This is a genomic window from uncultured Campylobacter sp. (genome assembly GCF_938041645.1).
Classification (GTDB): Bacteria; Campylobacterota; Campylobacteria; order Campylobacterales; family Campylobacteraceae; genus Campylobacter_B.
Map to the genome: position 1 here is coordinate 31421 of NZ_CALIST010000067.1, position 25661 is coordinate 57081.

22 protein-coding genes, 1 other RNA gene and 1 pseudogene are annotated in these 25661 nt (G+C 43.8%); 6 read left to right on the forward strand and 18 right to left on the reverse strand.

Annotated elements, in window-relative coordinates:
* Window positions 1-12: 12 nt before the first annotated feature.
* Window positions 13-612 (reverse strand): disulfide bond formation protein B, encoded by a 600-nt coding sequence (locus Q0600_RS09800; RefSeq protein WP_298759784.1) that lies wholly within the window; start codon window positions 610-612, stop codon window positions 13-15.
* Window positions 613-989: 377 nt separating this feature from the next.
* Here Q0600_RS09800 and Q0600_RS09805 point away from each other — a divergent pair, with 377 nt between their 5' ends.
* Window positions 990-1424: an Imm12 family immunity protein gene (locus Q0600_RS09805; RefSeq protein WP_298759787.1), complete on the forward strand. Its 435-nt coding sequence runs from the start codon at window positions 990-992 to the stop codon at window positions 1422-1424.
* A gap of 403 nt (window positions 1425-1827) precedes the next feature.
* On the opposite strand, the gene hutX is transcribed toward Q0600_RS09805, so the two are convergent.
* From hutX to Q0600_RS09820, 3 genes are all read right to left on the reverse strand, one after another.
* Window positions 1828-2340 (reverse strand): heme utilization cystosolic carrier protein HutX, encoded by a 513-nt coding sequence (hutX, locus tag Q0600_RS09810; protein WP_297987652.1) that lies wholly within the window; start codon window positions 2338-2340, stop codon window positions 1828-1830.
* A 250-nt stretch (window positions 2341-2590) separates the two neighbouring features.
* Complete coding sequence (locus tag Q0600_RS09815; protein WP_298759790.1) at window positions 2591-2998, reverse strand: DUF805 domain-containing protein; 408 nt, start codon at window positions 2996-2998, stop codon at window positions 2591-2593.
* A gap of 60 nt (window positions 2999-3058) precedes the next feature.
* The gene (locus Q0600_RS09820) at window positions 3059-4534 is read right to left on the reverse strand and encodes an NINE protein (RefSeq protein ID WP_298759793.1); all 1476 of its coding nucleotides are present in this window, start codon (window positions 4532-4534) and stop codon (window positions 3059-3061) included.
* A gap of 89 nt (window positions 4535-4623) precedes the next feature.
* Between Q0600_RS09820 and tpx the strand changes: the two genes are divergently transcribed.
* Window positions 4624-5148 (forward strand): thiol peroxidase, encoded by a 525-nt coding sequence (gene tpx, locus Q0600_RS09825; RefSeq protein WP_005872978.1) that lies wholly within the window; start codon window positions 4624-4626, stop codon window positions 5146-5148.
* A 275-nt stretch (window positions 5149-5423) separates the two neighbouring features.
* On the opposite strand, the gene Q0600_RS09830 is transcribed toward tpx, so the two are convergent.
* The 3 genes from Q0600_RS09830 to Q0600_RS09840 all read right to left on the reverse strand — a co-directional run bounded on the left by Q0600_RS09830 (window position 5424) and on the right by Q0600_RS09840 (window position 9529).
* Window positions 5424-6140, reverse strand: coding sequence for a hypothetical protein (locus Q0600_RS09830; protein WP_298759795.1), 717 nt, complete (start codon window positions 6138-6140; stop codon window positions 5424-5426).
* A gap of 361 nt (window positions 6141-6501) precedes the next feature.
* Window positions 6502-8949: a molybdopterin-dependent oxidoreductase gene (locus tag Q0600_RS09835; RefSeq protein ID WP_298759797.1), complete on the reverse strand. Its 2448-nt coding sequence runs from the start codon at window positions 8947-8949 to the stop codon at window positions 6502-6504.
* 13 nt (window positions 8950-8962) lie between these two features.
* On the reverse strand, window positions 8963-9529 hold the full coding sequence (locus Q0600_RS09840) for a hypothetical protein (protein WP_298759799.1): 567 nt from the start codon (window positions 9527-9529) through the stop codon (window positions 8963-8965).
* Window positions 9530-9656: 127 nt separating this feature from the next.
* On the opposite strand from Q0600_RS09840, the gene Q0600_RS09845 reads away from it, so the two are divergent.
* Complete coding sequence (locus Q0600_RS09845) at window positions 9657-10238, forward strand: Crp/Fnr family transcriptional regulator (protein WP_291938860.1); 582 nt, start codon at window positions 9657-9659, stop codon at window positions 10236-10238.
* Window positions 10239-10383: 145 nt separating this feature from the next.
* Here Q0600_RS09845 and Q0600_RS09850 read toward each other — a convergent pair whose 3' ends face one another.
* Window positions 10384-10791 carry a DUF805 domain-containing protein gene (locus Q0600_RS09850; protein ID WP_298759802.1) on the reverse strand — a complete coding sequence of 136 codons (408 nt, stop codon included), beginning with the start codon at window positions 10789-10791 and terminating at the stop codon, window positions 10384-10386.
* 298 nt (window positions 10792-11089) lie between these two features.
* Window positions 11090-12187 carry a hypothetical protein gene (locus tag Q0600_RS09855; RefSeq protein ID WP_298759805.1) on the reverse strand — a complete coding sequence of 366 codons (1098 nt, stop codon included), beginning with the start codon at window positions 12185-12187 and terminating at the stop codon, window positions 11090-11092.
* 97 nt (window positions 12188-12284) lie between these two features.
* Between Q0600_RS09855 and Q0600_RS09860 the strand changes: the two genes are divergently transcribed.
* Window positions 12285-13088 (forward strand): transporter substrate-binding domain-containing protein, encoded by an 804-nt coding sequence (locus Q0600_RS09860; protein WP_298759807.1) that lies wholly within the window; start codon window positions 12285-12287, stop codon window positions 13086-13088.
* A gap of 224 nt (window positions 13089-13312) precedes the next feature.
* Complete coding sequence (locus Q0600_RS09865; RefSeq protein ID WP_297881487.1) at window positions 13313-14125, forward strand: transporter substrate-binding domain-containing protein; 813 nt, start codon at window positions 13313-13315, stop codon at window positions 14123-14125.
* 450 nt (window positions 14126-14575) lie between these two features.
* Here Q0600_RS09865 and Q0600_RS09870 read toward each other — a convergent pair whose 3' ends face one another.
* The 3 genes from Q0600_RS09870 to Q0600_RS09880 all read right to left on the reverse strand — a co-directional run bounded on the left by Q0600_RS09870 (window position 14576) and on the right by Q0600_RS09880 (window position 17562).
* Window positions 14576-15163: an HAD-IB family hydrolase gene (locus Q0600_RS09870; RefSeq protein ID WP_298759808.1), complete on the reverse strand. Its 588-nt coding sequence runs from the start codon at window positions 15161-15163 to the stop codon at window positions 14576-14578.
* A gap of 112 nt (window positions 15164-15275) precedes the next feature.
* Window positions 15276-17078 carry a translational GTPase TypA gene (typA, locus tag Q0600_RS09875; RefSeq protein WP_298703783.1) on the reverse strand — a complete coding sequence of 601 codons (1803 nt, stop codon included), beginning with the start codon at window positions 17076-17078 and terminating at the stop codon, window positions 15276-15278.
* A 64-nt stretch (window positions 17079-17142) separates the two neighbouring features.
* Entirely contained in the window at window positions 17143-17562 is a 420-nt protein-coding gene (locus Q0600_RS09880) for a hypothetical protein (protein ID WP_298759811.1), read from the reverse strand.
* 47 nt (window positions 17563-17609) lie between these two features.
* Here Q0600_RS09880 and ffs point away from each other — a divergent pair.
* Window positions 17610-17707: signal recognition particle sRNA small type (gene ffs / locus Q0600_RS09885), an RNA gene on the forward strand.
* 3 nt (window positions 17708-17710) lie between these two features.
* Here the strand turns inward: ffs and Q0600_RS09890 are convergent.
* From Q0600_RS09890 to dnaA, 6 genes and pseudogenes are all read right to left on the reverse strand, one after another.
* Entirely contained in the window at window positions 17711-18946 is a 1236-nt protein-coding gene (locus Q0600_RS09890) for an HD domain-containing protein (protein ID WP_298759814.1), read from the reverse strand.
* Window positions 18946-19278 (reverse strand): annotated as a pseudogene (gene queF, locus Q0600_RS09895) (preQ(1) synthase); the annotation flags it as partial. The gene Q0600_RS09890 and the pseudogene queF, both read right to left, overlap by 1 nt.
* Before the next feature lie 41 nt (window positions 19279-19319).
* The gene (locus Q0600_RS09900) at window positions 19320-20753 is read right to left on the reverse strand and encodes an EAL domain-containing protein (protein ID WP_298759819.1); all 1434 of its coding nucleotides are present in this window, start codon (window positions 20751-20753) and stop codon (window positions 19320-19322) included.
* Entirely contained in the window at window positions 20753-23065 is a 2313-nt protein-coding gene (gyrB, locus tag Q0600_RS09905) for a DNA topoisomerase (ATP-hydrolyzing) subunit B (RefSeq protein ID WP_298759821.1), read from the reverse strand. Before gyrB ends, Q0600_RS09900 begins: the two co-directional genes overlap by 1 nt.
* 9 nt (window positions 23066-23074) lie before the next feature.
* Window positions 23075-24154 carry a DNA polymerase III subunit beta gene (gene dnaN, locus Q0600_RS09910; RefSeq protein ID WP_298759824.1) on the reverse strand — a complete coding sequence of 360 codons (1080 nt, stop codon included), beginning with the start codon at window positions 24152-24154 and terminating at the stop codon, window positions 23075-23077.
* A gap of 156 nt (window positions 24155-24310) precedes the next feature.
* Window positions 24311-25639 carry a chromosomal replication initiator protein DnaA gene (gene dnaA, locus Q0600_RS09915; protein ID WP_298759827.1) on the reverse strand — a complete coding sequence of 443 codons (1329 nt, stop codon included), beginning with the start codon at window positions 25637-25639 and terminating at the stop codon, window positions 24311-24313.
* Window positions 25640-25661: the final 22 nt, after the last annotated feature.

Consider the following 25661-nt stretch of genomic DNA (forward strand, 5'->3'; position numbering starts at 1 on the left):
TTTCTTAAAATTTTAAAAACTTCTCGTAAATCTGCCGTATAAAAAGCTCGCAAACATCACGGCCAAAACAGCCGCGAATGCCGCAAACGCTACCTGCGCGCACTGCGCCGCGTCTGCGAATTTGATACTCGGCACCAGATAGAACCCCTCGCCGTAAAATCCGCCGAAAAAGCTCTGCACATCGCTAAGCGCGGTGCCCGCGGGAAAGGACGGGGTGCCCGTGCAGCTTGCGGGGCGAAATAACTCCGGCAGCAGGCTATCAAGCGGCGCCGCAAAAGGAAATGCAGGTGACGAGAGGCAATTTGCCGTATCTGCGGCGGGGTGCGGCGCGGAGCTTTGTAAATAGCCGTATATCGTGCCTACAAAGCCAAGCAGGTAAGCAATGAGCCTTGCTATGAAGCCAAACGGCAGCAGCAAGCCGATGAGCGCGCCTACGCCCGCTACGGCAAAGCCCAGACGCACGAGGGCGCCCATTTGCGTAGGCGACATAAAAAGGCAGCGCTGAAAGAAAAAATATGATGTCGCAAGATAGCCTGCGCTTATCACAAAGAGCCAAAACCACGGCGTGGCGGTATTTTGCCACGCGTAAACCTTTAAGATCAATCTATTCAAGATCTCCTCCGCCTTATAAAATTCTTAAGAATACTTTTTAATCTTAAGATTTAAATTTATGAGGGAATTATAGCAATAAAAGATAAAAATTCAGACCTGTATTGCCCTAAATATCGGAGTTTTATAAGCTTTAAGCTTAACGTATAAAATTTCAATTTTAAAATTTAACGCTCTTTGCGTAGCGGCGGAAAGTTTTTGAGATATGAAATTAAAATGATAGATTTTATAAAATTTAATCTTCATTCGGGTCTATTTTGATAAAAAATATATCGATTTCAAAACTCCGTAGCTTCAGCACCCAATAAATATTATGAAGATGATATAATGAGCCGAAATTTTGAATAATATCACTTTATAATTTAAGGACGAGGTGCCGTGTGAAATTTAACATAAATGCCGTTATCGGCGGGGCGGATGATGTGCCGATCTATATGCCGGATATTATAAGAGTGGCAAGGCAAGAGATTAAAAGGGTTTTTAGCAACTTTGAAATGGAGTCTCTACAAAAGATCGATATTTGCCTTTGTTTGAGCGGGGAAGTATCGAGATATTTTCCGAAATCGAGAATTTACCAGCCGAAATATTATCTTAAAAGCAAAAAAATTATCGCGTATTTTCATTTTAGCTCAGATGAGTGGGGCTCCGATAAAAAGGCGAACGTAGATAAATTTTTAGAAAAGTTCAAGCAATATCTTATAGAGCTCGGAGATATTACTGGGCGGAAGATTGCGAATAATAATTTAGAGTTTGACGATAAGCAGTACAAAGACAATATAAATAAAATTTTTGAAAATTTAGTAGTAAATTGTTGAGAGAAAATTTGAAAGGGCTATCCATTTGAGGCGGCAAAATTCCGTTTCAGATAAGGCAGACGCTAGCCCGGGCTAGTGAAATTCCAAACGCCCTTAAGACGCAAATAGCGACGAGGCGAGTTTGGAATTTCATCATTAACGATAATTTAAAATTTTGCCCGAAAGCTTATTGGCTAGCTTAAAGCGCCTTGGTTGGCGCCCCGTAGAATTTCAACGCGCCGTTAAGCAAGCGATGAGCGAGCAGAGCAAGGCGGGTCTTGCGCGAGCGCATAGAGGCGCGCGAGTGTTATTTCGCAGTAGAATTTTACGGATTTGATCTCGCGCGCAAAAGGCGAGATCAAGCTTAAATACCCGACAAGAGTAAATTTTACGCAAACCGCGCAAGACGAGTTTTGTGCGAGCGCTAAATCGCGACTTTTAGCGCCTCAAATTTCGCGTCTTGCTCGGCTAGAAGCTGTCCTTTCTCATCGCGCGAGACGTAAATTTTAAAGATATTTTCGCCCGCTTTGTCGTAAAAGCCCACGAATTTCGAGAGCATGCCCATGAAAGTCTGCGTCACGAGGATAATCTTATCGATCTCATCCGTCTTTAGATGACCTCCCAAAATGCCCAGCCCATGTGCCTCATCGCCGTTTGCGCCCATGCCGAAATTATAATATCCCTGCGCGCTCTTGCCGCTTGGGATCTTGGTTTTAAACTCGATGATGAAGCTCGGCGTATTTTTCACAAAAAGCACCTCGCCCCAGCTCTCAAGCTCCCTAATGACCTCGCCGAATTTATCGCCGCCGGCGCTCTTTCCGAAGCGCTCGGGCAAGTTTAGCAGCACGTCGATCTCCTTGGCGCCGAGCTCTTTGCAGATCTGCGCGATCGAAATTTTAGGGTTTTGCGCAAACAGCGCCTCGATTCTCTCTTTCATTTTTATCCTTTCTAAAATAAAATTTTAAGAGCCATTATAATATAAAAATTCTAAGTTACAGATAATGGCAATCAATTAAAGAGGATTTCCAAAGCTTATTTGAAGAAAAATTTAGCGCTGCAAAGTGCTTATGCGTAGAATTTTAAGTGATAATACAAAGAATTTTATCTGCACGGAATTTTAGAATTCTAAATTCCGCAAAGTTTTAGAGCTTTATCATAGCGGATCGTATCCGAAGCGATTGGACCCGCTATCGCCGCGCTGCACGAAAAATACAAGCAGCTATCCAACCCACAAATGATACCAAAAGCCCGATATCGCCGAAAAAAGCACCCACGATCGGCGTTAAAATAAGCAGAAAAAACCAGCCGCTTCTATCGGTGTCATGTAGTCGCCTGACCGATACGGCGATGGCTGGCACTAGCATAGCTAGCTGAAAAAGCGCATCTATAATGCCGATTTCTTGATGGACGATTTTGCCGGCTATTATTTGATTATACCCTATCGTAGTGCCTAAAACGCCATCTATCAAGCTCAAAACAATCCCGCCAAGCACGGTAAATAGAAAAAACCACCAGTACTCCGACCTCGATGCTCGCCCGCTAAATGCGGCGTATTTTTGCTTTACGCAAGTTTGCACAGACTCCATAAAAGTCATTTAAAACTCCTTTTTTAAAATAATATAGGATTATACTAATCGCCCCTTAAATTTAAATACCTAAAACTCCCGCCCGTTCATCTGCTTTACGTGATGCGCCAGATGCACTAGGCCGTAGCCGCCTTTTGAAGCGGTAACCTCTCTAGTGCCATAAACCGCCGAAACATTTAGAATTACCGAAGCTAACCACCCTATGGCAAATACTAAGGCGAAAAGCTGCGAGTCAAGCGCTATCAAGACTAGAGTTACTATCTCCGTAGCTGCAATAACATAAAACGCTCTTAGATAGTTTTTCTCTCCGCTACAATCATAAAGCTCTTTACTAACTAGCAGCTGATAGATCAGATATACCGCTGTGCATACGCAATAAATGCTTATCATAAAAACTGATGGTTTAAACAATTCAAATCCTACAAATATAGTGCTTGCTGCGCTTATAGCCGAGGAAACCCCGACTAGCACGGCGTTTGATAGCAGATCGGTGCTGCGTATAGCGCGCGCTAAAAAATATAGCCCCACAGCTAGGCATATCATCGATATAAGTCCGACACCCTCCAACGCGCCCACTTTATCTACATTCTTGATATATCTGCCTACCGCATTTAACGCCTCAAGCCCAAACGCTATGTAAAGGGTAGTTTTGGCAGTAGATAGATTTTCGCTCTGCTCTTTAGCGTCATCCGCATAAACATACAGGATTGCTCCCGCGCCTACGGATACATTTAGCTTTCGCACCATATCAGGCAACCTAAAAAAGTCGCTAACAAGCCAGATTAAAAACAAAACATTGGGCACCGAGAAAATAACCATAAAATGAAAAAAGCCCTGTTCTATATCCTTTAGGTCTGATGCTTGCACGCCCAAATCCGGACGAGATGAGTTTACAAGCGCCAACAGCTCGTTACCTTCTATACTCGTCCATATGACAGCAACCACTACTAAAAAAAGCCAGATGAGAAATGGCAGCCCGCCTAAAAGCTGAAAAATCGCGGAGATTATACTCCCAAGATAAAATCTATGCGCGCCGAAAGGCCCGAGGAACATATAAAATACGTAGGCTTTATTTAGATCGTAAACCTTAGCTGAGCTTTGCGTAGAGTTAATTCTATCGGAATTTAAGGAAGCTAAATTTTGCCAAGTGGAATTCTGCTCTGTAAAATTCTGCGAGTTTGCGGCATTCTCGGTAGAATTCAAGCCTTTGGCGTTAGAATCTTGCTCGCCAGAGCCTGTCGCAGCAGAATCTCGCAAAATAGAATTTTCTTCATCTAGGCCTTGAGCTGCAAAAGATAAATTTTGCTCCGCAGAATTTTGTGGTGTGAAATTCTGTTTTGTAAAAGTAGAATTTTGCTCTATAGAATTCTGAGCCGTGGAATTTTGCTCGCTAGTATCATCCGCCGCAAGAGCTTCTTGCGTTAAATCTAAATTCTCAGGTTGCGCCTGTGGTTTCTCATCCAGGGACTTTTTTTCTTCGCCGCTTTTACGTCTTATGCTGGCTAGCGACGCAGGATTGCTGCTGCCCCAAATATCTTCGCCCATCTGCTCTCCTTGATTTTTAAAGCAATTTTACCTGAAATTTAAGGAATTTTTGTATATTCGCCGCTACAAATTCAAAACAAAGGACAAAAATGCCAACAGTAACATTTCAAGGAAAGCCCGTAGAGCTAAGCGGGCAAGAGATAAATCTAGGCGATCGCGCGCCACAAGTGCGTTTAGTAGCTCAAGATCTAAGCGAAATCGAGATCGCTAGCGGCAAGCACGTGCAAATCATCGTCGCCGTGCCGTCGCTAGATACGCCCGTCTGCGCGACGGAGGCACGTAAGTTCAACGAGCGCGCCGCATCGCTTCCTAACACTGAAGTAATCGTCGTTTCGATGGATTTACCGTTTGCGATGGGGAGGTTTTGCACGACTGAGGGGATCAAAAATCTACGCGTTGCAAGCGATTTCCGCGATAAGGAATTTTGCCGCCGCTACGGCACTCTCATCGCCAGCGGCGCATTAGCAGGTCTCAGTGCCAGAGCAATCTTCGTCATAGATACCGCAGGCGTTGTGGTTTATAAAGAGCTCGTAAGCGACATAGCCTCTGAGCCCGACTACGACGCAGCCCTAGATTTTGCAGAGCTCGTCGCTCGCAACAGCTGCTCTAACTGAGCAAGATAATAGATCCAAGGTTTGGATAATTTTTGCCTCGCTTTAGTTCACTACTTTAAGCAAATTTGCCCTACTGCAAGTAAAAAACGAAGTAGGGCACTTAAAATTCTACTTCAATTTTACATTTTGATTTTACGCTTTAATTTGCGCTCCAACGTACGCAAAGCTGTTAGCGCACAGCAATAATAAGCGAACGAGCATGAAATATAGGATCGCCTGCTGCTAAGTTTTAAATTTAGCCATAGCGAGAGTTAAAAATTTTAAAATTTGCTCGCTTAGCCACGGCGCGCGATAAATTCGCTAAAAGAGATCTCCCACGCGTGAAATTTAACTCCGAGCGAGGCAAGTTTGTCTTGTAGCGCTAGCGCTGACTCCTCTATGCCGCTAAAAAGGCAAAGCGGCAAATTTCGCGTCCTATCTTTCGTATCTGCAAAACTCTCGTCCTCAAAAAATTTCTTTAAAAACACGAGCGTTTTTACCTTGTCCGCGCCCAGATCCTCGATGAAAACGCTGAAATATTTATATTCGGGCTCCTCGCGCGCTTCATCTTTCATTGCGTAGTCGTCTGCTAGTTCGCGGTAAAATTCGTTGTTTAAATCCGCAAACGGCGCGATCGCTTCAAGCGAGCAAGGCGCCTCAAGTGCGGCAAGTGCGGTTAAAATTTCTTCAAATTTAACGATGTCGTCCGCGACTTTAATCGGCTCCCAAGAGCCGGCGCCGTGATAGGCAAAATACACGGGCGAGGCGTCCCCGAGGGCAAAATCGACGAAAAACGGATCGTCCATGCCGTTACGCGCGATGACCCGCCAGCTCTTGCGCCACTGGCCCGGTGCGTCGTCTGCTAGCTCCTCGCCAGTTTTGCGGCTAGCGAGCCTATATCCCTCCTGAAAGCTCTCAAACTCGCCCTCATCAGGATAGAAAAAAGGTAGCAAAACAGACTCTGAAACGATGCGTTTGCGGATAAAATTTCGGATCAAACTTGAGATTTGCACGGCGCGGCCTTTGGGTTAAATTTGAGCGAATTCTAGCAGAGTTTTTAGTTCGCGCAAAATTTACGCCCAAATTCAACAAATTGCAAATTTGAGCGCGAAAAGACAAGCGGAAGTATCGCGAGATGATTTTGAGAGTTGTGCAGAAATTTTAAGTTAAGGCTAGACAAGTAGTCTGCCGCAGTCCAAAATTTTCAAACTCATTTAAAGACGCTCGCGAGACGATGCGCCGCCAAAAAGACAAGCGGAAGTATTTTGAGATGATTTTTGTGGTTGCGACGTAAAATTTCGGCGTAGATAGAACGTATAGTTCATCGAGCCGAAATTTTACTAGCTCCGCAAAAAGCACTCACGAGACAACGCGCTACAAAGATTGTAAGATTTTAGGTTTACTAAACGCCTGTATCGGCTTAATCTCTCCCTTAAATTTCTCAATCTGCGCTAGCACGGTGTGAGCCGAGTTGCTTTGCGCGAGACTTGACGTGCCTTTATCAAAGGTTAGCACGTTTACGCAGCCGTGCTGGCAGAGGCTCTTCTCGCCCCAAACCTCGGGATCGTACCACGCGCCCTCGCAGATCGCTGCGACGCGCTCGGGCACGATGTCGGTAACGAGCACGCCCGCTAAAATTTCGCCGCGATTGTTAAAAACGCGCACGATGTCGCCGTTCGCAAGCCCGCGAGCTTCGGCGTCTTTTGGGTTTATCAGCACCGGCTCTCTGCCGCTAACCTCGGCAAAATTTCTGATGATCGAGTTGTTTAGCTGGCTGTGCAGGCGGTAGCGAGAGTGCGGACTTACGATGTGGATCGGATACTTCGCCGTCTTTTTCGCATCGCCTAGCCACTCCTTAGGCTCGATCCAAGTAGGCATCGGCGGGCAGTCGGCATAGCCCATCTTAGCGATCGTTGGTGAGTAAAGCTCGATCTTGCCGGACGGGGTGCCTAAGCGGTTTTTGGCGGGATTTTCGCGGAATGCCGCAAGGCGCGTATATAGCGCGCTGCTCTCGTCGTCCTTTTCAAAGCGCACGAAGCCCTTGTCGTAAAATTCCTCAAAGCTAGGCATCGTTATATTCAGACCTTTGGCTTGCTCTACGGCATCGGCGTAGAATTCCTTCATCCATCCTAGCTCGTCCTTGCCCTCGCTAAAGACCTCGCCGTATCCCCAACGCTTGCAGATCTGCTCGCAGATCCAAAAGTCGCTCTTACTCTCGCCCATCGGCTCGATTGCAGGCCTGTAAGCGACTATATATTCGCCCGTAGCGCCCGTTTGGTTGATGTCGTTGCGTTCGACCTCGATCGCGACGGGAAGCACGATGTCGCTAAGCTTCGCCGTGCTCGTCCAGTAAGGCTCGGCGGTGATGACGGTGTCAAATTTACGCCACTGCCTCACAATATTATTCACGTCTTGATGGCGCGTGAACATCGATCCGCACGCCATATACGCGACTCTCATATGCGGCAGCTTGATTTTAGTGCCGTCGTAATCGATCTGCTTGCCCGGATGCTCCAGCGCCTCGATACTGCGAGAGGACGGGATGGTGATATTTTTCGCGCTTTTCCAAGGCGCAGAGCCCGTGTTTTCGTATTTCTCATCTATGCGCGTGCTAAGTCCCTTTAAAATAGGAGCCACCTTATTCGTAGCGCCCGCAGAGCCGTAGCCTAGGCTAAATTCAAAGCCGAGCCCCTCCTTGCCGATATGTCCTAGCATCGCATTAAGCGCCACGAGCGCCCAGAAAGGCTGCTCGCCGTGATCGGCGCGTTGCAAACCGCGACCGATTAAAATCGTGCTCGGCTCCTTTGCAAGCGCCGTAGCAAATTTCGCAATAGTCTCCTCGCTAAGCCCGCAAATTTTGCTCGCCCAAGCTGCGTCCTTCACGATTTTATCGCTCTCGCCTAGAAAATACGCTTTAAATTTATTAAATCCGACGGTGTATTTTTTGATAAATTCCTCGTCGTAGAGGTTGTTCGTAAACAGATAATGGCACATGCCGATGATGAGCGCGGTGTCGGTATTTGGGCGCACGATGATATCTTCGCTGCCGAAGTAGCGCGCGGTGTCGTTTCTCATCACGTTTACGCTGTAGGTTTTGATGCCAGATTTTTTAAGCTCTTGCATGCCGATGTAGCCGTCGTGCGTAGGCGGAATGGATGAAATTTGATTGGTTACCGCAGGATCAGTCGCCCAAAATACGACGTTTTTAGCGTTTTTGACGATCGCTTTCCACGTAGTAGGCGCGTCGTAAACGGCGCTTGAGCCCAGCACGTGAGGCATGATGACGAGCCCCGCGCCGGTGGAGTAATCGCCGCTTTCCTCTACGTAGCCGCCTAAAATTTTAAGCATTCGATGCGCTACGGTGCGTCCCCAGCCGATCTTACCGCTGCCGCCCCACCAGTAGCACTCGCCGTAGATCGCCTCGGCGCCGTATTTGTCGAAATTTTCTTTCAAAGCCTTCGCCGCTAGATCAAGGGCCGTGTCCCAGCTAACCCGCACGAACTCCTCTTTGCCGCGCAGTTCGCTCTTTGCCGCGCCTTTAGCCTTTAGATAGCTTTTGCGCACCATCGGATAGAGCACGCGGTTTTCGTTCTGCACGGAATCGGGCAAGCTGTAATTCATCGTGTTTGGAAATTTATCGCCCTCAAATTCGCTTACCGAAACGATCTGCGACGAGTTTAAATTTAGCCAAAAGGGGCCAAATCTATTTGCGCCGAATACCTTTTTGTTATCAAAAATCGTCTGCGTGACCCCCTCGATCCTGCTAGCGCTTGCCGCGCTTGCGCCTAAAATCCCTGCCTTTAAAAAGTCTCGCCTTTTCATCTGATCTCCTTTATCATTCAGGTTTTTTTGCGTTGTGTTGTAGATATTTTATGATCAAATTTAGCTCGTCGCCCTCGAGCGCTACGTAGTTTGCATTGATCATCTCTTGTAAATTTGCAGGCCACTGATTTGCCGTGAAGCTCTTTGGCTCATGCAAGCGGTGACACGCCGAGCAGATCTGCTCGTAGTTCGTCTTTGCCTCCGCATAAAGCGCCTTAGCGTCCTTAGCTACGGCATCCGAACTGATCTCGTAAATCCCCTCCGCCTCATACCAGATCTCGCCGTAATCGTCCTCGAGCTTTTTGCCCTTTTTAAAATTTGCTTCGGCTTCGTTCGTAAAAATCGCGTAAATTTCAGCTTCTTTCATATTTTTTTGGATCTGAAGCTGATAGTTTTCGCTCACGACGCCTTTAATTTTAATCTTGGTAACGCCGCCATCGCTGGATATCACCTCGATCGGCGTTAAAATTTCAGCCTCGCCGATTGCTTTGCCGTCTTGCGAGATCGTAGCGGTTTTAGAGATTACCTCTCCGCTGAAAAGCGAACACGCACAGATAAATGAGATAAAAATTTTCCTCATAAAGTATCCTTTCTAGGTTGTCTTTAACGCGAATTATAAATCAAAGATAAATTTAAATTTGTCGCGATTGCGACGAATTTATCCTTTTTATGTAAAATTTACGTGAAATTTTATGCAAAGAGCTGCTATGATAGATAGACTAAATAACGATTACAGCGAGAAATTCGACTTTTTAAGTAGGGAGCGGATTGCTAAATTTAGGCGCGAAAGCTACGCTCGCGGCGACGTGATCTACGCTCAGAAGTTTAAATTTATCATTCTGCTACGTGGCAGGGCGAAGCTAAATTGCTACGAAAACGGTAAGGAATTTATCTTTAGCTTCGTAAGAAGCGGCGCCTACGTCTGCTTGGATAAAAACACGAGCCTTGAAATTTTAAGCGACTGCGAGACGCTACAGATCAATATCTCGGAGCTTTTCGAGCTGCTTGGAGATGAGTTTGCAAGCTCGATCATAAACGCGCTTATCAAAAATATCTACTCGCAACGGATTTTAATTAAAGAGATCGTCTTTGCGAAAATCCAGACGCGGATTTTAAATTTCTTAAATCGCATCGCAAACGCAGATAAGATCGTGGAGCTTCCCTTTAATATAATGACGCTGGCAAGCCTACTTGGAGCGCCTCGCCAAAACGTCTCTCAGGCGATTACGAAGCTCGTAAACGACAAAAAGATCGTGAAATTAAAGGGCAATAGGATTAAAATTTTATAGTCTGAATCTGCGCAGGGGATCTAAATTTAGACGAAAAGGATTATTTTAAGCGAAACCGCCTCATAAGACAAAGGGCTAAAACCAAAATGGGATTAGCCCTAAATTTAGCTTATTTGCAAAGCTTATGTGTGCTACAAAGCTACGTTTAAAAAATCGAGCCTCTGCTTGCGGGTCGCAACGGATCGTCTCCAAAGCGGTTGCCTCCGTTAGTGCCTTGCTGGATAAAAAATACGATCAATACTATCGAGCCTATTATCGGGACAAAAATTAACAGATAAAACCAGCCGCTTCTATCGGTATCGTGCAGACGCCTTACCGCTACGGCAATAGAAGGTAAAAGTATTGCCAATAAAAAGATTGAGTTAATGAAACCGATCATTCTACCGGAACTCGTAACGGCATAGGTGCCTAAAAAGCCATCCAATACTAACGTTATAATTCCTAAAAGTGCCGCAAATAATGCAAACCACCAGTACTCTGAACGTGGTGCACGCCCCTCAAAGTTGCAATAATTCTCTTTGAGACAAGTGCGAACAGACTCTATAAAAGTCATCTCAAACTCCTTTTTAAAAATAAGATAAATTATATAACAATGGCACTTAAATTTATCCTTTATATTGATTAAATTTTAAAATTTACCTTCGCAGCCGCGCTGTCTGGCAAATACATTAAAATTTATCTCGAATGAACTTAATAGCGAGCCGTTTGATAAGCGGAGGAGGGCAGGTTAGGCGGAACAAATTTTACTTTTTCGCTCGCTCTAAATAACAAAGTAGGGCGGCTGCGACTAGCACAATTATAATAGCGATTTTATCTGCTTTGCCATGCCATAGCCGTATAAATTTTAAAATTTAGCCCTTTTGACGGCTTAAAATTTTAGAAATTTTTGCGGCGTCGTAAGTTTTTGCCTGCGCTTTTAGAAACTCGCAAAGCCCCTTCTGCTTGCAAAGGCCGTGAGCGAGCAAAAACTCCGCCGTGTCTGTATCATCCAGTACTGCGGCTAGCTTAATCAAGCCCGTTAACTCATTTTGCGGTAGCTCGCGCAAGCTTTGAAATTTTAAAATTTCCTCTACATAGCGTAGCCTTCCGTCGCGGAATTTTTTAAATCTCGCGCTATTTATGAACTCACGAGCGCGTGGATCAGGCGGATTTTTATATGCCGAAACGATAAAACCTGCATCTCGTAAAAATAGCAGCTCTCCGCCTGCAACCGAGCTTACCACTCCGCTAATATCTGTAGCGCCCAGCTCAAGAAGCAATGAAAACGTCTCAAAATCTCCGCACGATGTGGCTAGATGTAACGATCCGCGTGCATGTATATTTGCGCCGTGCTCTACCAAAAATCGCACTAATCGCAGCACATCCGCATTTTTTAAAATTGTGCGACGTCCTAACTTTTCGCTTGGAGTTATCAAATTCTTTTCGTCTGCACCCAAATCAGCGCTGCTTGGCGCATCAATACCCGCACCAAAATCAAGCGGACAGCCGTAAGAAATCGCAGTTTGCAACGGCGAGCCAATATATCCTTCATTGTAGTTCAAATCAGGCTTAAACGCAAGTATTCGAGTAATTCGTGTAAAATCAAGCTTTCCACTTCGCATTAGTTTCATATTTGCAATAAATGGCGTAAAAATCCGCTCGCCAAACTCCCCGAAATCCTCGTCGATCCTGCCCCTGTTTTGCGCCGCGAAGGCTAAAAGTGCGTCCAAGCCCGCATCTATCTGCGCATCGCTAGCATTTTCATCGTAAAAAATTTCAAAATTTGGTTGTGATAAATTTGACTCTGCTTGCTGTGAAGCAGAAACTCTCGGGTCATCCTTAGCAGCGCTCAAAGCGCAGCCCGCAAGTAAAAGCCACAAAAAGATAAAATTTTTCATATCGCCCTCGCTTAAATTTTGCGCGATTATATCAAATCTAAGGCTAAATTTAATGGCGCCTTGAAATTTCATAAAAAGCAAATGACAAATAAATTTAGCCTAAAAAAGCGCCTTTTGATCTTAATTTCGCTAGAATTAGCCGTAAATAACCTAAACAAAGGAGCGGCAAATGAAACTACTTTTTACTTTGATCTTGCTTTGTGCGGGGCTTTTTGCAAACACGCTGCAAGAGATCAGAAATAGCGGCGTCATCAGAGTAGGCGTCAGAGATGGTAGACCGCCTTTTAGCGAGATTAGCGGCGGTAAATTTGAAGGCTTTGAGATCGAGCTTGCCAATGCGATCGCAAAGGCGATTTTCGGCGCTAAACAAGGCGAAGTGCAGTTTGTCTCTCTAAGCGCCGCCGATCGCGTCTCGTATCTAGTCAATAATAAAGTCGATATGGTCGCAGTTACCTTCGTCATCGATTCGGCGCGCAAAAATCATGTAGACTTCTCGATGCCGTATTTTTCGACCAATCTCGGCGTACTAACTCGCAAAGCAGACGCCATCAAAGATATATCGCGTTTGCGCGATATAAGGCTCATAACCGAAGAGGGCACGACCGTAGATAATTACCTCAAAAAAGAGAAATTTAGTAACGTAAGCTACTGCAAAAGCACAAGCGAATGCTACGCGATGATCCGAGACGGTAAGGCTGACGGATACATAAACCTTAATATCACGGTGCTAGCCTACGCCGTCGTGGACGATACGCTCGAAGTGCCGTTTCAAAACTTCGGTAAACCTGATTTCATCGGTATTGGCGTGCAAAAAGGAAATAAGGAGCTACTTGATTTTATCAACGCAGAGCTTGTAAAACTAAGCAAAGAGGGTTTTTTCAAAAAGGCTTATCAGGATACCTTTGAGCCTTTTTACCGCGGTACGGCGGATAAAAAATACTTCCTTTTAGATGGAATTTATGACTTGCTATAAAAGCGAGCTAGAAATTAAAATATAAAATTTATCGAAGGCAGTTTGCATAACGAATAAATCTTGGGATTTAAAATTTAGAATTTGCGAAATTTTAAATCCCCGCTTTGCCCCTAAATTTCAAACTTGCATACGCGCAGTGATTGAATTTTAAACCGCTTGCATTTATTTTCTCTAAAATATATAGTGCTATAATTATTTCAAAACTAAAAAGTAGGGGGCTTTTTATGAGATTACTTTTTATTTTAGCCTTATTTTGCACTAGCATTTTTGCAAATACACTAGATGAAATCAGGCAGGCAGGGGTTATCAGAGTAGGCGTGCGCGAAGGTCGTCCGCCGCTAAGCGAGTCTAATAACGGCAAGTTTGAGGGCTTTGAAATCGAGCTTGCTAGCTCAATCGCCAAAGACATTTTCGGCGATAAAAAAGGCGAAGTGCAGTTCGTAGCCGTAACCGCAGGCGATAGAATCCCGTTTTTGAAAAATAATAAGGTCGATATGGTTATCGGCACCTTTATGATTACGCAAGAGCGTAAGAAGCAGGTGGATTTCTCACTTCCGTATCTATCGGTAAATTTTGGCATCGTAACGCGTAAAGAGGATCAAGTGAAGGACTTTGCGCAGGTTCGCGATATGAGAATTTCAATCGAAAAAAACCCCAACGGCTCGATGACCGAGCGCTATTTGCGCAAAGAGAAATTTAGCAATTTAGTTTACTGCAAAAATACCTCCGAGTGCTACGCGATGATGAAGGACGGCAGAGCCGACGGTTACGCCAATGACAACATCATCGTCCTAGCCTATGCCGTCGTGGACGATACGCTTGAAGTGCCGTTTAAAAACCTAGGCGCGGCGGAATTCTTAGGCGTCGGCGTGCAAAAAGGCAATCAAAGCTTGCTTGATTTCATCAATGCCGATCTAATCAAGCTAAGCAAAGAGGGCTTTTTCAAAAAGGCTTATGAGGACACTTTCGAGCCGTTTTACCGCGGCACTGCGGATAAAAAATACTTCCTGCTAGACGGAATTTATAATATGCTTTAGATCTTAGAATTCTAAGGCGCGGAATTTTGAAATTTTGAAATTCCGCTTCGCACACGGCGAGTAGAATTCCGCGATCTGCAAATTTTGGAATTTTAGTAAGCGAGAAATTCCGCAAAATTTCAAAATTTAAAATTTTATCTCACGCTCGCTCGGTTTTAGAATATCTATTCCATTCAAAGCAAAATTCTACGCTACGAACAGAATTTTATACACGACGGAATTTTAGAATTCTACCCGCACTGCGAATTTTAAAATCCCATGCTGCAACAGAATTTCGTAGTTGAGGGCTTTTGCGCTGCGATAAAATATAAATTTATCGTGCAGTGTAGAATTCCACAGATAAGCGCGATAAATTTAAAAGGATAAAATTCTGCGTGAGCTAAATTCTGACTCACGGCAAAAGCGCAGTCGTCGCAGATACTATCGTTTAAGCTTTATGGTCGCAGAAATTTACTCAAACGCCTTGTAGTGCGCCTCGTCGGCGAATTCTAACATCTCGCGATCGCCCCTGCTGTCGCCGTAAGCGATAACGCGATCGAAAGCCTGCACGTCGTATGCTGCGCGCACGCGAGCGACCTTTTGCGCACCGTAGCAGTTCTGCCCCTCGATCTCGCCCGTGATGATGCCGCCTTTGCGCCGTATTTTGGTGCCTAAAAGCTCTAAGCCCTGCGCATCGCACCACGGACGCAGCCAGTCTTCTAGCGAGGCGGTGACAATGACGACCCTATCGCCCGCGGCTTTGTAGCTTGCGATCTTGTCCATCGCGCTTTGTTTTAGGATATCTTCGATGTGAGTGGTGGAGTATTTTTTGCAAATTTTATCGAATTTATCGGCGCTCATGCCCGCAAAAAAGTAGCCTAGAAGCTTTCCGCGCGTAAAATTATTGCTCGCAAGACCTAGCTTATACGCCGCTAAAATGGGCGATAGCACCAAAATCCCGCGAAAGAATTTCTTAAATCCGACTACGTAGGCGACGAACTCAAGTAGCGAATCATCACGCGTGATCGTGCCGTCAAAGTCGAATAAAACAAGATTCATTGTTTCTCCTAGCAAAATTTTAGCAGCTCAAATTTTAAAATTTGTCTATAAAAAAGGCGTGAAATTTAAAAGCTAAATTTCACGCCAAATTTTAAAATTTCATTTTGAAATTCTATTTTTTCGCCATTCGTCTGCGCGTCGTAGGATCTAAGTATCGCTTGCGCACGCGGATATTTACGGGCGTAACCTCCACAAGCTCGTCCTCTTCGATCCACTCCAGTGCGCGCTCTAAATTTAGCGCACGCGGCGGCACGAGCTTGATCGCATCGTCGCTACCGCTCGCGCGGACATTGGTTAAATTTTTACCCTTGATCGGATTGACGTCCAGATCGTTCGGGCGGCTGTGCTCGCCGATGATCATACCTAGATAGACCTTTGCCTGCGGAGCGATAAAAAGCACGCCGCGATCTTGCAGGTTCCACAGGCTGTATCCTAGCGCCACTCCGTTTTCCATACTTACGAGCGCGCCGTTTTGTCGCTTCTCGACCGCGCCGATGAAAGGGCGGAATTCCAAAAAGCTATGATTCATCACCCCTTCGCCGCGAGTATCGGTCAAAAACTGCGAGCGAAAGCCGATAAGACCGCGCGCCGGGATCTCAAACTCCATACGCGTCTGCCCATCGCCGGTAGGGTTCATCACCTTCATCTCGGCCTTTTTACGACCGAGCTTTTCGATGACGGTGCCGGTGCAATCATCGGGCGCGTCGATAACTAAGTGCTCGAAGGGCTCACATTTGATGCCGTCGATCTCTTTGATGATGACTTCCGGGCGCCCGAGGCAGAACTCAAAACCCTCGCGGCGCATATTTTCAGCCAAAATCGTGATCTGCAGCTCGCCGCGACCGCTTACTTTAAATTTACCCTCGCCCGCGTTTTCATAGCGCATCGCGATGTTGGTTTTCATCTCCGCTTCCAAGCGTTCGTCGATCTTATTTGAGGTTACGAATTTACCCTCCGTGCCGGCTAGCGGTCCGTCATTTACGCTGAAAATTACGCTAAGGGTCGGCTCTTCGATATGCAGCGCATCAAGCGGAATCGGATTATTGGGATCTACGATGCTATCGCCTACGTCAAGCGCGTCAAAGCCCGCAATCGCCACGATATCGCCGGTGCCCGCCGCGTCGATGTCGGTGCGCTCAAGCCCGCTAAAGCCGATGAGCTTTGAAATTCTACCGTTGATGTGCGTGCCGTCGGCTTTAGCTAACATAACGCTTTGGTTTTTGTTTATCGTGCCGTTGAAAATCCTAGCGATGCCGATCTTGCCTACGTAGTTGTCGTAATCGAGCGTGAAAACCTGCAGCTGCAAAGGATTGTCATCGCTACCGCTAGGGGTCGGAACATGAGAGATGATCGTCTCAAAAAGCGGCTTCATATCGGTGCTTTCGTCGTTTAGATCGTATTTTGCGTAGCCGTTTTTGGCCGCGGCGTAGATGACGGGGAACTCAAGCTGTTCGTCGTTTGCGTCAAGCGCTACGAAAAGATCGAAAATTTCATTTACCACGCGGTCCGGATCGGCTGCGGGCTTGTCGATTTTGTTTACGACTACGATAGGTCTGAGCCCTAAAGATAGTGCCTTTTTTACGACAAATTTTGTCTGCGGCATGACGCCTTCTTGCGCGTCGACAAGCAAAAGCACGCCGTCGACCATCTTTAGCACGCGCTCGACCTCGCCGCCGAAATCGGCGTGGCCCGGAGTGTCGATGATGTTGATTTTAACGCCGCCGTAATGGATAGCGGTATTTTTAGATAGTATCGTAATGCCGCGCTCGCGCTCTATGTCGTTGCTGTCCATCACGCGCTCGCCGACTTCTTGGTGATTACCAAAAGTGCCGGATTGTTTTAAAAGCTCGTCTACGATAGTGGTCTTTCCGTGATCGACGTGCGCGATGACCGCGATATTTCTGATATTTTCCAAATTCTTCTCCGTTTATAATTTCAAAAACTGATGATTATACTAAAAAAATTCTTAAGATAAAAATTTACGAGTATTCTTTGACTTCGCAGACAAAAAACTCATACACGCGCTGTTGGATTAGCGCATCCTCGTCATCATCTCCAATCAAACGGCGTAGATGTGAAAAATCAATCTTTTTGATATATTTTTTGTTATTTTTGATATCTCTGTCGATCTCTTTTAGAAGCGAGTCTAAATTTAAACTTTTATAGGTTTTCGCCTTTAAGATATACTCTTTTACGATGGAAACAAGCACGCCGATGCGCTGCTCGTCGACCGGATAAATTTCGCCCGCTATATCTTTGATCACGTCGTAATCCTCGTCGGTCTGCTTCTTTTTGGCAAGCAGCATCGCGGCAAAAATTTTGGCTCTGAACTCAATAGAGCGATGATGAGGGATAAAAACCTCGCGAAATACGGATAAAAGATGATTTTTGAAATTCATTTATAATCTTACTTTAAGAAACATTTCCATATAATCCCGTTTGCCCTTTCTTAGACCTGTGCAATGCTTTTTTTAGGCACCGCTTCAGGGTAGGAATACAGCAGAGCACTTAGATCTCGCATGTGCCGCAGCCATCTGGGAAGGGGTTTTATAAATCGATCCTATTAAGTCCGAAATGCTCTTTGAAATCATCGCAAACACTATAAAAATCGACGCCTTCAATTTTCGGCTTTGATTTGAAAAATTCCAGCATCGAATTATACCCGCTAAGCAGCTCCTTGCTTTTCACGCCGTAACTGATCGAAATCCCCGCCTCAAAAAACGCCGCTAGTTTGTCGCAATACTTAAGCGCCTTGCCGTCGATTGCGCGAAATTTGTCTTCATTAAACATCTTTAGGCTGCCTTCTGCAAATTTAGGCTCCTTGCCTAGCTCGAAGGTGCGGTTTTCGAACTCGTCTTTTATAAATTTACCGCTCTCTTTGCGGATACCCAAAATATAGCTAAAATCATCTCTCATATGTTCCGGCACGAATGGTAAAATTTTATCGTCTATTAGCCGCATCTCATATTCGCTAATGATGTCGCTAAGGCCCTTAACGCCGTATTTTACGGGGCTAATGATGTCGCGAGTGAGGCTTTCGGGCAAATCGTGAAATAGAGCACAGAAAAAATTATATGCCGTGCGCGAGCGGCACGCACCAACTTCAAGCGAGAAAAAGTAACTTAAAATCGCAACTACCAGCATGTGCCCAAGCACCGATGTCTCAGGGATGCGCGGCGTCTGTGCCCAGCGCTTTTGAAAACGAAGTCTGCCGCTAAGATCGACTATGCGAGCGAGTTTTTTATTCATCACAATCTTTCGCACGCCGATAAGCTCGTAATAATCCTCAAGCTCCTCCTCAACCTTGGCTTTTAGCTCCTCGATATCGTTTAAAAACTGGCTAGTTTGATAGACGATGTTAAATTCCCACCGCGTAGAGAGGTAACTAGCCGCCTTTAAGATCACCGCTTCTTTCTTATGATCCTTGGAATTTAGATATTTTTTAAATCGCTCTAAAAACTCGCCGTTTTGAATAGGCAAAAGATCGCTTTCCAGGACGCTTAAAACCCATTCGTTGATCTTTTTTTTCTTGGTTTTTTGGATCTGATGAAAGACGTCCGGACGGATGTCGGTCACGACGATGCGCGCTAAAAACTCGAAAATCCCGGCTTCTATCACATAGTTGATATCTACATCGCGCTCAAAGCTAGCGATAAAATAAGCGATGATAAATTTATGTGCCTGCTTGTCGAGCTCGACTAAGCTCACCATCTTTGGGTAATCGTTCCAGCGGCTAATGCTTGCGGATTTAAAAATTTGTTCGACTAAATTTGAGCTTATCATCGGTAAATTTGATCCGAGTTTATTTCGATTACCGTGTGGACGTTGCCGCGCGGATTAAAATCGCCCGTGATTTTCATAAATTTAGGCTTCAGCTTGCTTTGAAGCGCGCCGTAAATTTCATTTATACTATCCTCATGGCTGATGTAGCGGTTCATGAATGAATTTATATAAAGTTTAATCGCTTTAAGTTCGACTACGAGCTTGTTAGGGATATATTCCAAATAGATCGTCGCAAAGTCCGGATAGCCCGAGCGCGGGCAATGGCAGCAAAACTCGGGCAGAGTGATTTTTATTAAATAATCACGCTCCTGTTTATTGGGCCAAACTTCCATCTTTTCTATGTCGAATTTCTCAATTTCCTCTTCGCCGTATCTCACTGTAATCTCCTTAAATTCGATATATCATTCGGTTTTTCGACGCAAAATCCCTGAATATAATCGATACCCATTTTATAAAGCTGCATTTGAAATTCCTGCTTATCTACAAAGCGCATTACGGTTTTGATGCCCGATTTAGCGCAGGCTTCGTTGATGCCTATAAATATATTTTTAATCTTTTCATCGTCTAAATTTTTATTAAATTCTATGTCGTAAACGATAAAATCCACTTCCAAAAATTTTAAATATTCAAAGCTCGCGTTCGAGCCGCCGAACTGCGACAGCGCGAAGCTAAATCCAAGTTCGCGGAATTTAATTAAAATTTCATCAAAGCGCTTAATCTCCGAATAGATAAGCTTTTCGTTAAACTCAAACACGATCTTTTTCGGATCGATTAGATTATTATCGATGAGCTTTAAAATTTCATTGCGAAACTCGTTATTTCGCAGCGTCTGAGGCATAATCTCGATAAAAATTTTAGCGTCGATATCTTTAAAATAGATGATCCTAGAAATCTGCCTCATCATCGAAATATCGTATTTAATATCGTAATGATTTAGAAGCAAAATATCTAAAATTCTACTTTTTGTGATCTTTTCGCCGCTTCTTAGATCAAGCTTTGGGATTAAATTTATATGTGATTTTACGCCATTTTTATCTGCAACGCGCTGATATTTAAAGCTAAAATTTTCACTATCGATCGCTTCCATAACGTCGGCGGAAAACACGTCGATTAGTACCTTCTCAACGTCGATCGCCTTCTCGCCGTGCTCTTCGTCGTCCAGGTGATTTATCTTATAAAATAGCGCATTTACAATATTATTTAGATTGCGATCATAGGAGCTTGGAAGCATCGTAAATTCACTTTTTATCTCTACGTTTTTAATCGTTTGACTTGAAATTTTATGTTCAAACATCCGCAAAATATGGCTTAAATTCGTAGCTTTTGATTCTACTCCGAATACAAAGTAGCCATTTATAAAGCGTCCTATCGGAAGGTCCTTAAAACCCTGCTCCGCCATAAAATTTGAAAGTTCCTTACAATACTCGTATAAAATTTCATCGCCGTTTTTGTAACCGTATCGATCGTTTATGTCGATAATATTTTTAATTCGCAAAAGAACGATATTTATTTGACGATTTTTAGCTAGATCGTTACTTAAAATTTTCTCGATCTCCTCGCGCACAAACACATGCGTAACGGGATCGATCAGTGTCTTTTGAAAGCCGAAGTAAATTTGATAGATGACATAATAAACATAGCAGATCAAAAGTATCAAAAACAAAATTACATCATCAAATTTAAACTCGCCGTTTCGGAATAAAATAATTCCGAAAACAATCAAAACGCAGGTAAACGGTACCGAAATTTTAAGTGCCGTTATGAAGCGGTTTTCGCGCTCTTTGGTCTCACTAAATAGAATAGACATTATATATCCAAGTGTTTAACATCTTTGGCATGGTCTTGAATGTAATTCCTACGAGGTTCAACCTCGTCGCCCATGAAGAGATTAAAGGTATCGCTAGCACTTTGTGCGTCTGCAATGCTGATTTTTAAAAGCCTTCTATTTTCAGGGCTCATAGTAGTTTCCCAAAGCTGCTCCGGATTCATCTCTCCAAGACCTTTATAGCGCTGAATATAAGCGCCTTTTTTCGAGCTTTTTTCGATTTCATCTAAAATTTCAATAAAATCCTTACCGAAGCTTACATCTCGCTCTTTGATCTTTGAATAAACTCTGATCGCCTCTTCAAAGATATAATTGCCGAATAAATTCTCATCTATCACAAGCTGTTCTAGGCCGCTTGGCGTCTGAACATAAATCCTAATCCCTTCATCATTTACGTAGGAATTTAAGATGTTAAATCCTTCACTTTCTAAGCGGGATTTTAAAATTTTAAATAGTTCCTCGTATCCAAGGCTTCGCGCTTCATCGTTTTCTATTAAAAATCTGATCGCGCTAAGCACGCTGAAGCGCTTTTTAAGCTCATTTAGAAGCGAGCGGTAGTTTGAAACGATTTTTAAGTAATCGATCAGATCCTCGTTGCCGATGCCTTCAAACTCGCTCATATCGATGCCAGTTTCGATCAAAAACTCGCTCAGCGCCTTTTCGTCTTTCAGATAAATCTCTTTTTTGCCCTTTTTATATCTAAAAAGCGGCGGCTGTGCCAGATAAACATAGCCGTTTTCGACAACAGGGCGTAAAAATCTAAAGAAAAAGGTTAAAAGCAGCGTCTGGATGTGGCTGCCGTCGACATCCGCATCGGTCATAATGATGATTTTGTGATAGCGAAGTTTTTCCTCGTTAAATTCCTCGCCGATACCGCAACCAAACGCCGTGATCATATTTTTAATCTCTTCGGATTGTAAAATTCTATCCAGGCGCGCCTTTTCTACGTTTAAAATTTTACCTCTAAGCGGCAGTATCGCTTGAAACACGCGGTCTCTTCCCTGCTTTGCTGAACCGCCCGCGCTATCGCCCTCGACTAGATAAATTTCGCTAATGCTTGCATCTTTACTCTGACAATCGGCTAACTTTCCGGGAAGGGTGCCAACGGAATTTATATTGTCTTTTTTGCGAGTTAGATCGCGCGCTTTTTTTGCCGCTTCGCGACCGCGCGCAGCTAAAAGAGCTTTATTCATAATGGCGCGCGCTTCGATCGGATTTTCTTCAAAATACTTGCTAAGCACCTCAAACGCCATCTTTTGCACGATCGGTTTAACATAGCTGGAGCCCAGCTTGCCTTTAGTTTGTCCCTCAAACTGCGGTTCGGGAACCTTTACGCTAATTACCGCAATAAGCCCTTCGCGAACGTCGTCGCCGGTGATCTTCGTATCTTTTTCACGCGCAGCCGCATTTGCCGCGACGTAATTTGTTATCGCGCGCGTAAGACCCGCTCTAAAGCCCGCCTCATGCGTACCGCCATCCGGAGTTTTAATATTATTTACGAAGCTTAATAAATTTTCGCTATACGTTTCGTTATACATCAGCGCAAAATCCACCATAACATCATCCGCGCTATCGCTAAACGATACAGCTTTAGATATGGCAGGCGCTTTATTCATATCATTTACGAAGCTCTCTAAGCCGCCTTCGAAGTGAAAGTGCTCGTCCCTGCCCGTGCGATTATCTTTAAAATTTATCGTAATTTTTGGATTTAGATACGCTAGCTCGCGAAATCTTTTTGATAAAATTTCATCATCAAATTCTAAAATTTCAAAAATTTCGCCGTCGGGCCAAAACTCGATCGTAGTACCCGTGCGATTAGTAGTTTTTATCTTTTCAAGCTCGGTAGTAGGAATTCCTTTGGCAAATTCTTGTCTATAAATATTTCCGTCACGTTTGATCGTAGCAACGAGCTTTTTTGAGAGCGCATTTACGACGCTAACGCCGACGCCGTGCAGACCGCCGGAAACTTTGTAAGTGTCTTTGTCAAATTTACCGCCTGCGTGAAGTACCGTAAGAACCACCGTCGCTGCAGGAATTTTTTCGGTCGGATGCATATCAACAGGGATTCCTCGACCGTTATCACTAACGATACAACTTCCCTCGTTTGTGATTTCGACGTCGATTGTGTCGCAGTACCCCGCCATCGCCTCATCGATCGAATTATCTACAACCTCATAAATCATATGATGAAGTCCGCCGATATTGGTATCTCCAATATACATTCCAGGGCGCTTTCTAACAGCCTCAAGACCTTTTAAAACTTTAATATTACTGGCGCCGTAATTTTGCTTCATAATTTTCCTTTAAATATTATTTATCGGCATGACGACCGTTTTTAAGCCATCCGCGCTAAGTACGAACGCCGTATCGGAGCTGTTAAAATCAAGCTCAAAAATTTCACTCTCTATGTTACTTAAAAAATCAAGCAGAAAGCGGTTTTTCACGCCAAAAACTATCTCTCCGTTTATATCGATTGGCGCTTCAATTTCGGTCTTTGCCTCGGAATTATCCTCGTTGATGCTCTCAAAAATCATTCCATCCTTTTTAATGGTAACCTTCATCTCCTCGCACATTGCGTTTATTGCTCGCACTCCACTTACCATCTTATCGCGCGGAATTGAAATTTTGTACGCCGTATCGCTTGGGATCACGCGCTCGTAGTTTGGAAATTTGCCGTTAATAAGCTTTGTAAAAAACTCAAAATTCTCGCTCACCGCTAGCAGCACGTTTTCGTCGTAGTAAATTTTAATTTTGTCCGAAAATAGCTTTTGAATTTCGCCTATTGCCTTTTTAGGGATTAAAATTTTAGTATCTAGCTCGCCCGCTTTTGACTGAGTGATCAGCTTATAAACGCTAAGTCGTTTAGTATCGGTCCCGACTAAATTTAAAAAGCCCTCTTTTACGTCGATCAAAGCTCCGTTTAGCTCATATTTTGGATTGTTCGTATCGATCGAGGGATATATTTTTTTAAGGCTTCTGCCTAAAATTCCAGCATTTACGTCAAAGCTGTTTTTGCCCTCTATCGTAGGAAAGCTCGGAAAATCCCTCGTTTCAAACATCGGAAGCTTATACTTGGATTTTTTTTGCTTTACAAATAGCGCTCCGTTGACAGTTTCTAAAGTAACGTTATCGTCGCTTAGGCCTTTAATAACGCTAAGAAGCTTACCTCCGTTTGCCGTGGCTTCTCCCTTTGTTTCTATTGAGACATTTTGTAGATTGTAGCTCAAACCTATTTCATGATCGGTAGCTTTTATACTAAAAATTCCATCTTTAGCACTCATTAAAAGATGTGATGTTATCGAGCTTAGATCTTTTTTATCAAGATAAGAGCTGGCATTGGAAACTATCTCTTCTAAAAGTTTTTTAGTGATTAACACTTTCATATTTTTATCCTTTTAAATTTTTATCGTTGTAGTAGTTGGTAAGAGGTTTTTGTGAAAAACTTATCCTAAAGCTTGTCTTTAGGTAGTTTATCCAGTGAGTAAGTAGCTTTGTTTTATTCACTTTCATTCACCTTTTTTGCTTTATTTTCATAAAGTCTAAATTTCATTCTTATCCTTTTTGGTTATTTTGTTTTTTAGCTCTTCAATTTTTATCTTTAATATCTCGTCGGTTTGAATGAGCTCGTTGATTTTTTTGATATTTTTGCTGATGGCGCTGTGATCTTTTAGATTAAAAAATGCGGCGATTTTTGGCATTGAGTTTTGAGTTAACTGTTTGGTTAGATATATGCAAATTTGGCGCGCTTCGACGACGTTTTTAGCTCGCGTTTTGCTCTTTAGCTCGCTAGGTTTTACGTTCAGTTCTTTTGAAATCACCTCTATGACGTGTTCAAGGCTCACGCTTGAATATTTTTGGTGAATTTGATCTTGCAGCGTACTTTTGGTAAATTCTAGCGTGATCTTTGTGCGAAGTATCGACGAGTAAGCGTTTAGCTTGTTGATTGCGCCCTCAATCTCGCGGATATTATCGCCCATATTTGCGGCGATGTATTCTACGACGTCGTGTGGAATTCTAACGCGATTTTCCTCGCTCTTTTTATTGATAATGGCGATTTTAGTTTCTAGATTTGGCGGGGTAATGTTTGCTATTATGCCGCTTTCAAATCGCGTTGTCAGGCGACTTTCAAAGCCTTTTAGGAATTTTGGTGGTAGGTCGTTGGTAAGGACGATTTGGCAGTTTTTGTCTTTCAGCTCGTTAAACGTATAAAAAAGCTCTTCTTGAGCTTTGTCACGCCCGATTAAAAACTGAATGTCGTCGATGAGTAAAACATCGCAGTTGCGGTATTTTTGTTTAAATTTATCGATTGAGTTGTTTTTGAGATTAAAAACAAAATCATTAGCAAATTGCTCGCTAGTGACGCAGATGACGGTCTTTCCCTTTTTGATGCAGTAATTTCCGATCGATTGAAGCAAGTGAGTTTTTCCTAGCCCGCTAGGTCCGTAGATAAAGAGCGGATTAAAGCGAATTCCGGGCTCTTTTGCGACTGTAATAGAGCACTCAAAAGCAAATTTATTTGAATCGCCGATGATAAAATTTTCAAAATTATAATTTTCGCTTAAAATGGTGCTCTTTGACTTTTCCGAGATGATTTTTACCTTTTCTTTCGGCGAAATTTTAGCTTTTGAGGTGATTTTGACGATTACGTCGTTAAGTCCAAACTGTTTTTTGATAAGCTCTTTTATCTTAGTGCCGTATTTTGTCTGGGCATATTTGGCTATAAACTCGTTAGTTGCGTTATAAATGAAAAATTCCGGGGTCGAGTTTTTATCGTTAAATTTCAAATTTTTAATGTATCTAGAGTATTCGGTAGGTAAAATTTCCTTCTCTAAATTCGATAAAATTTCTTGTGCTTGCGACGTCGCCATAAAATTCCCTTACAAATTAGAT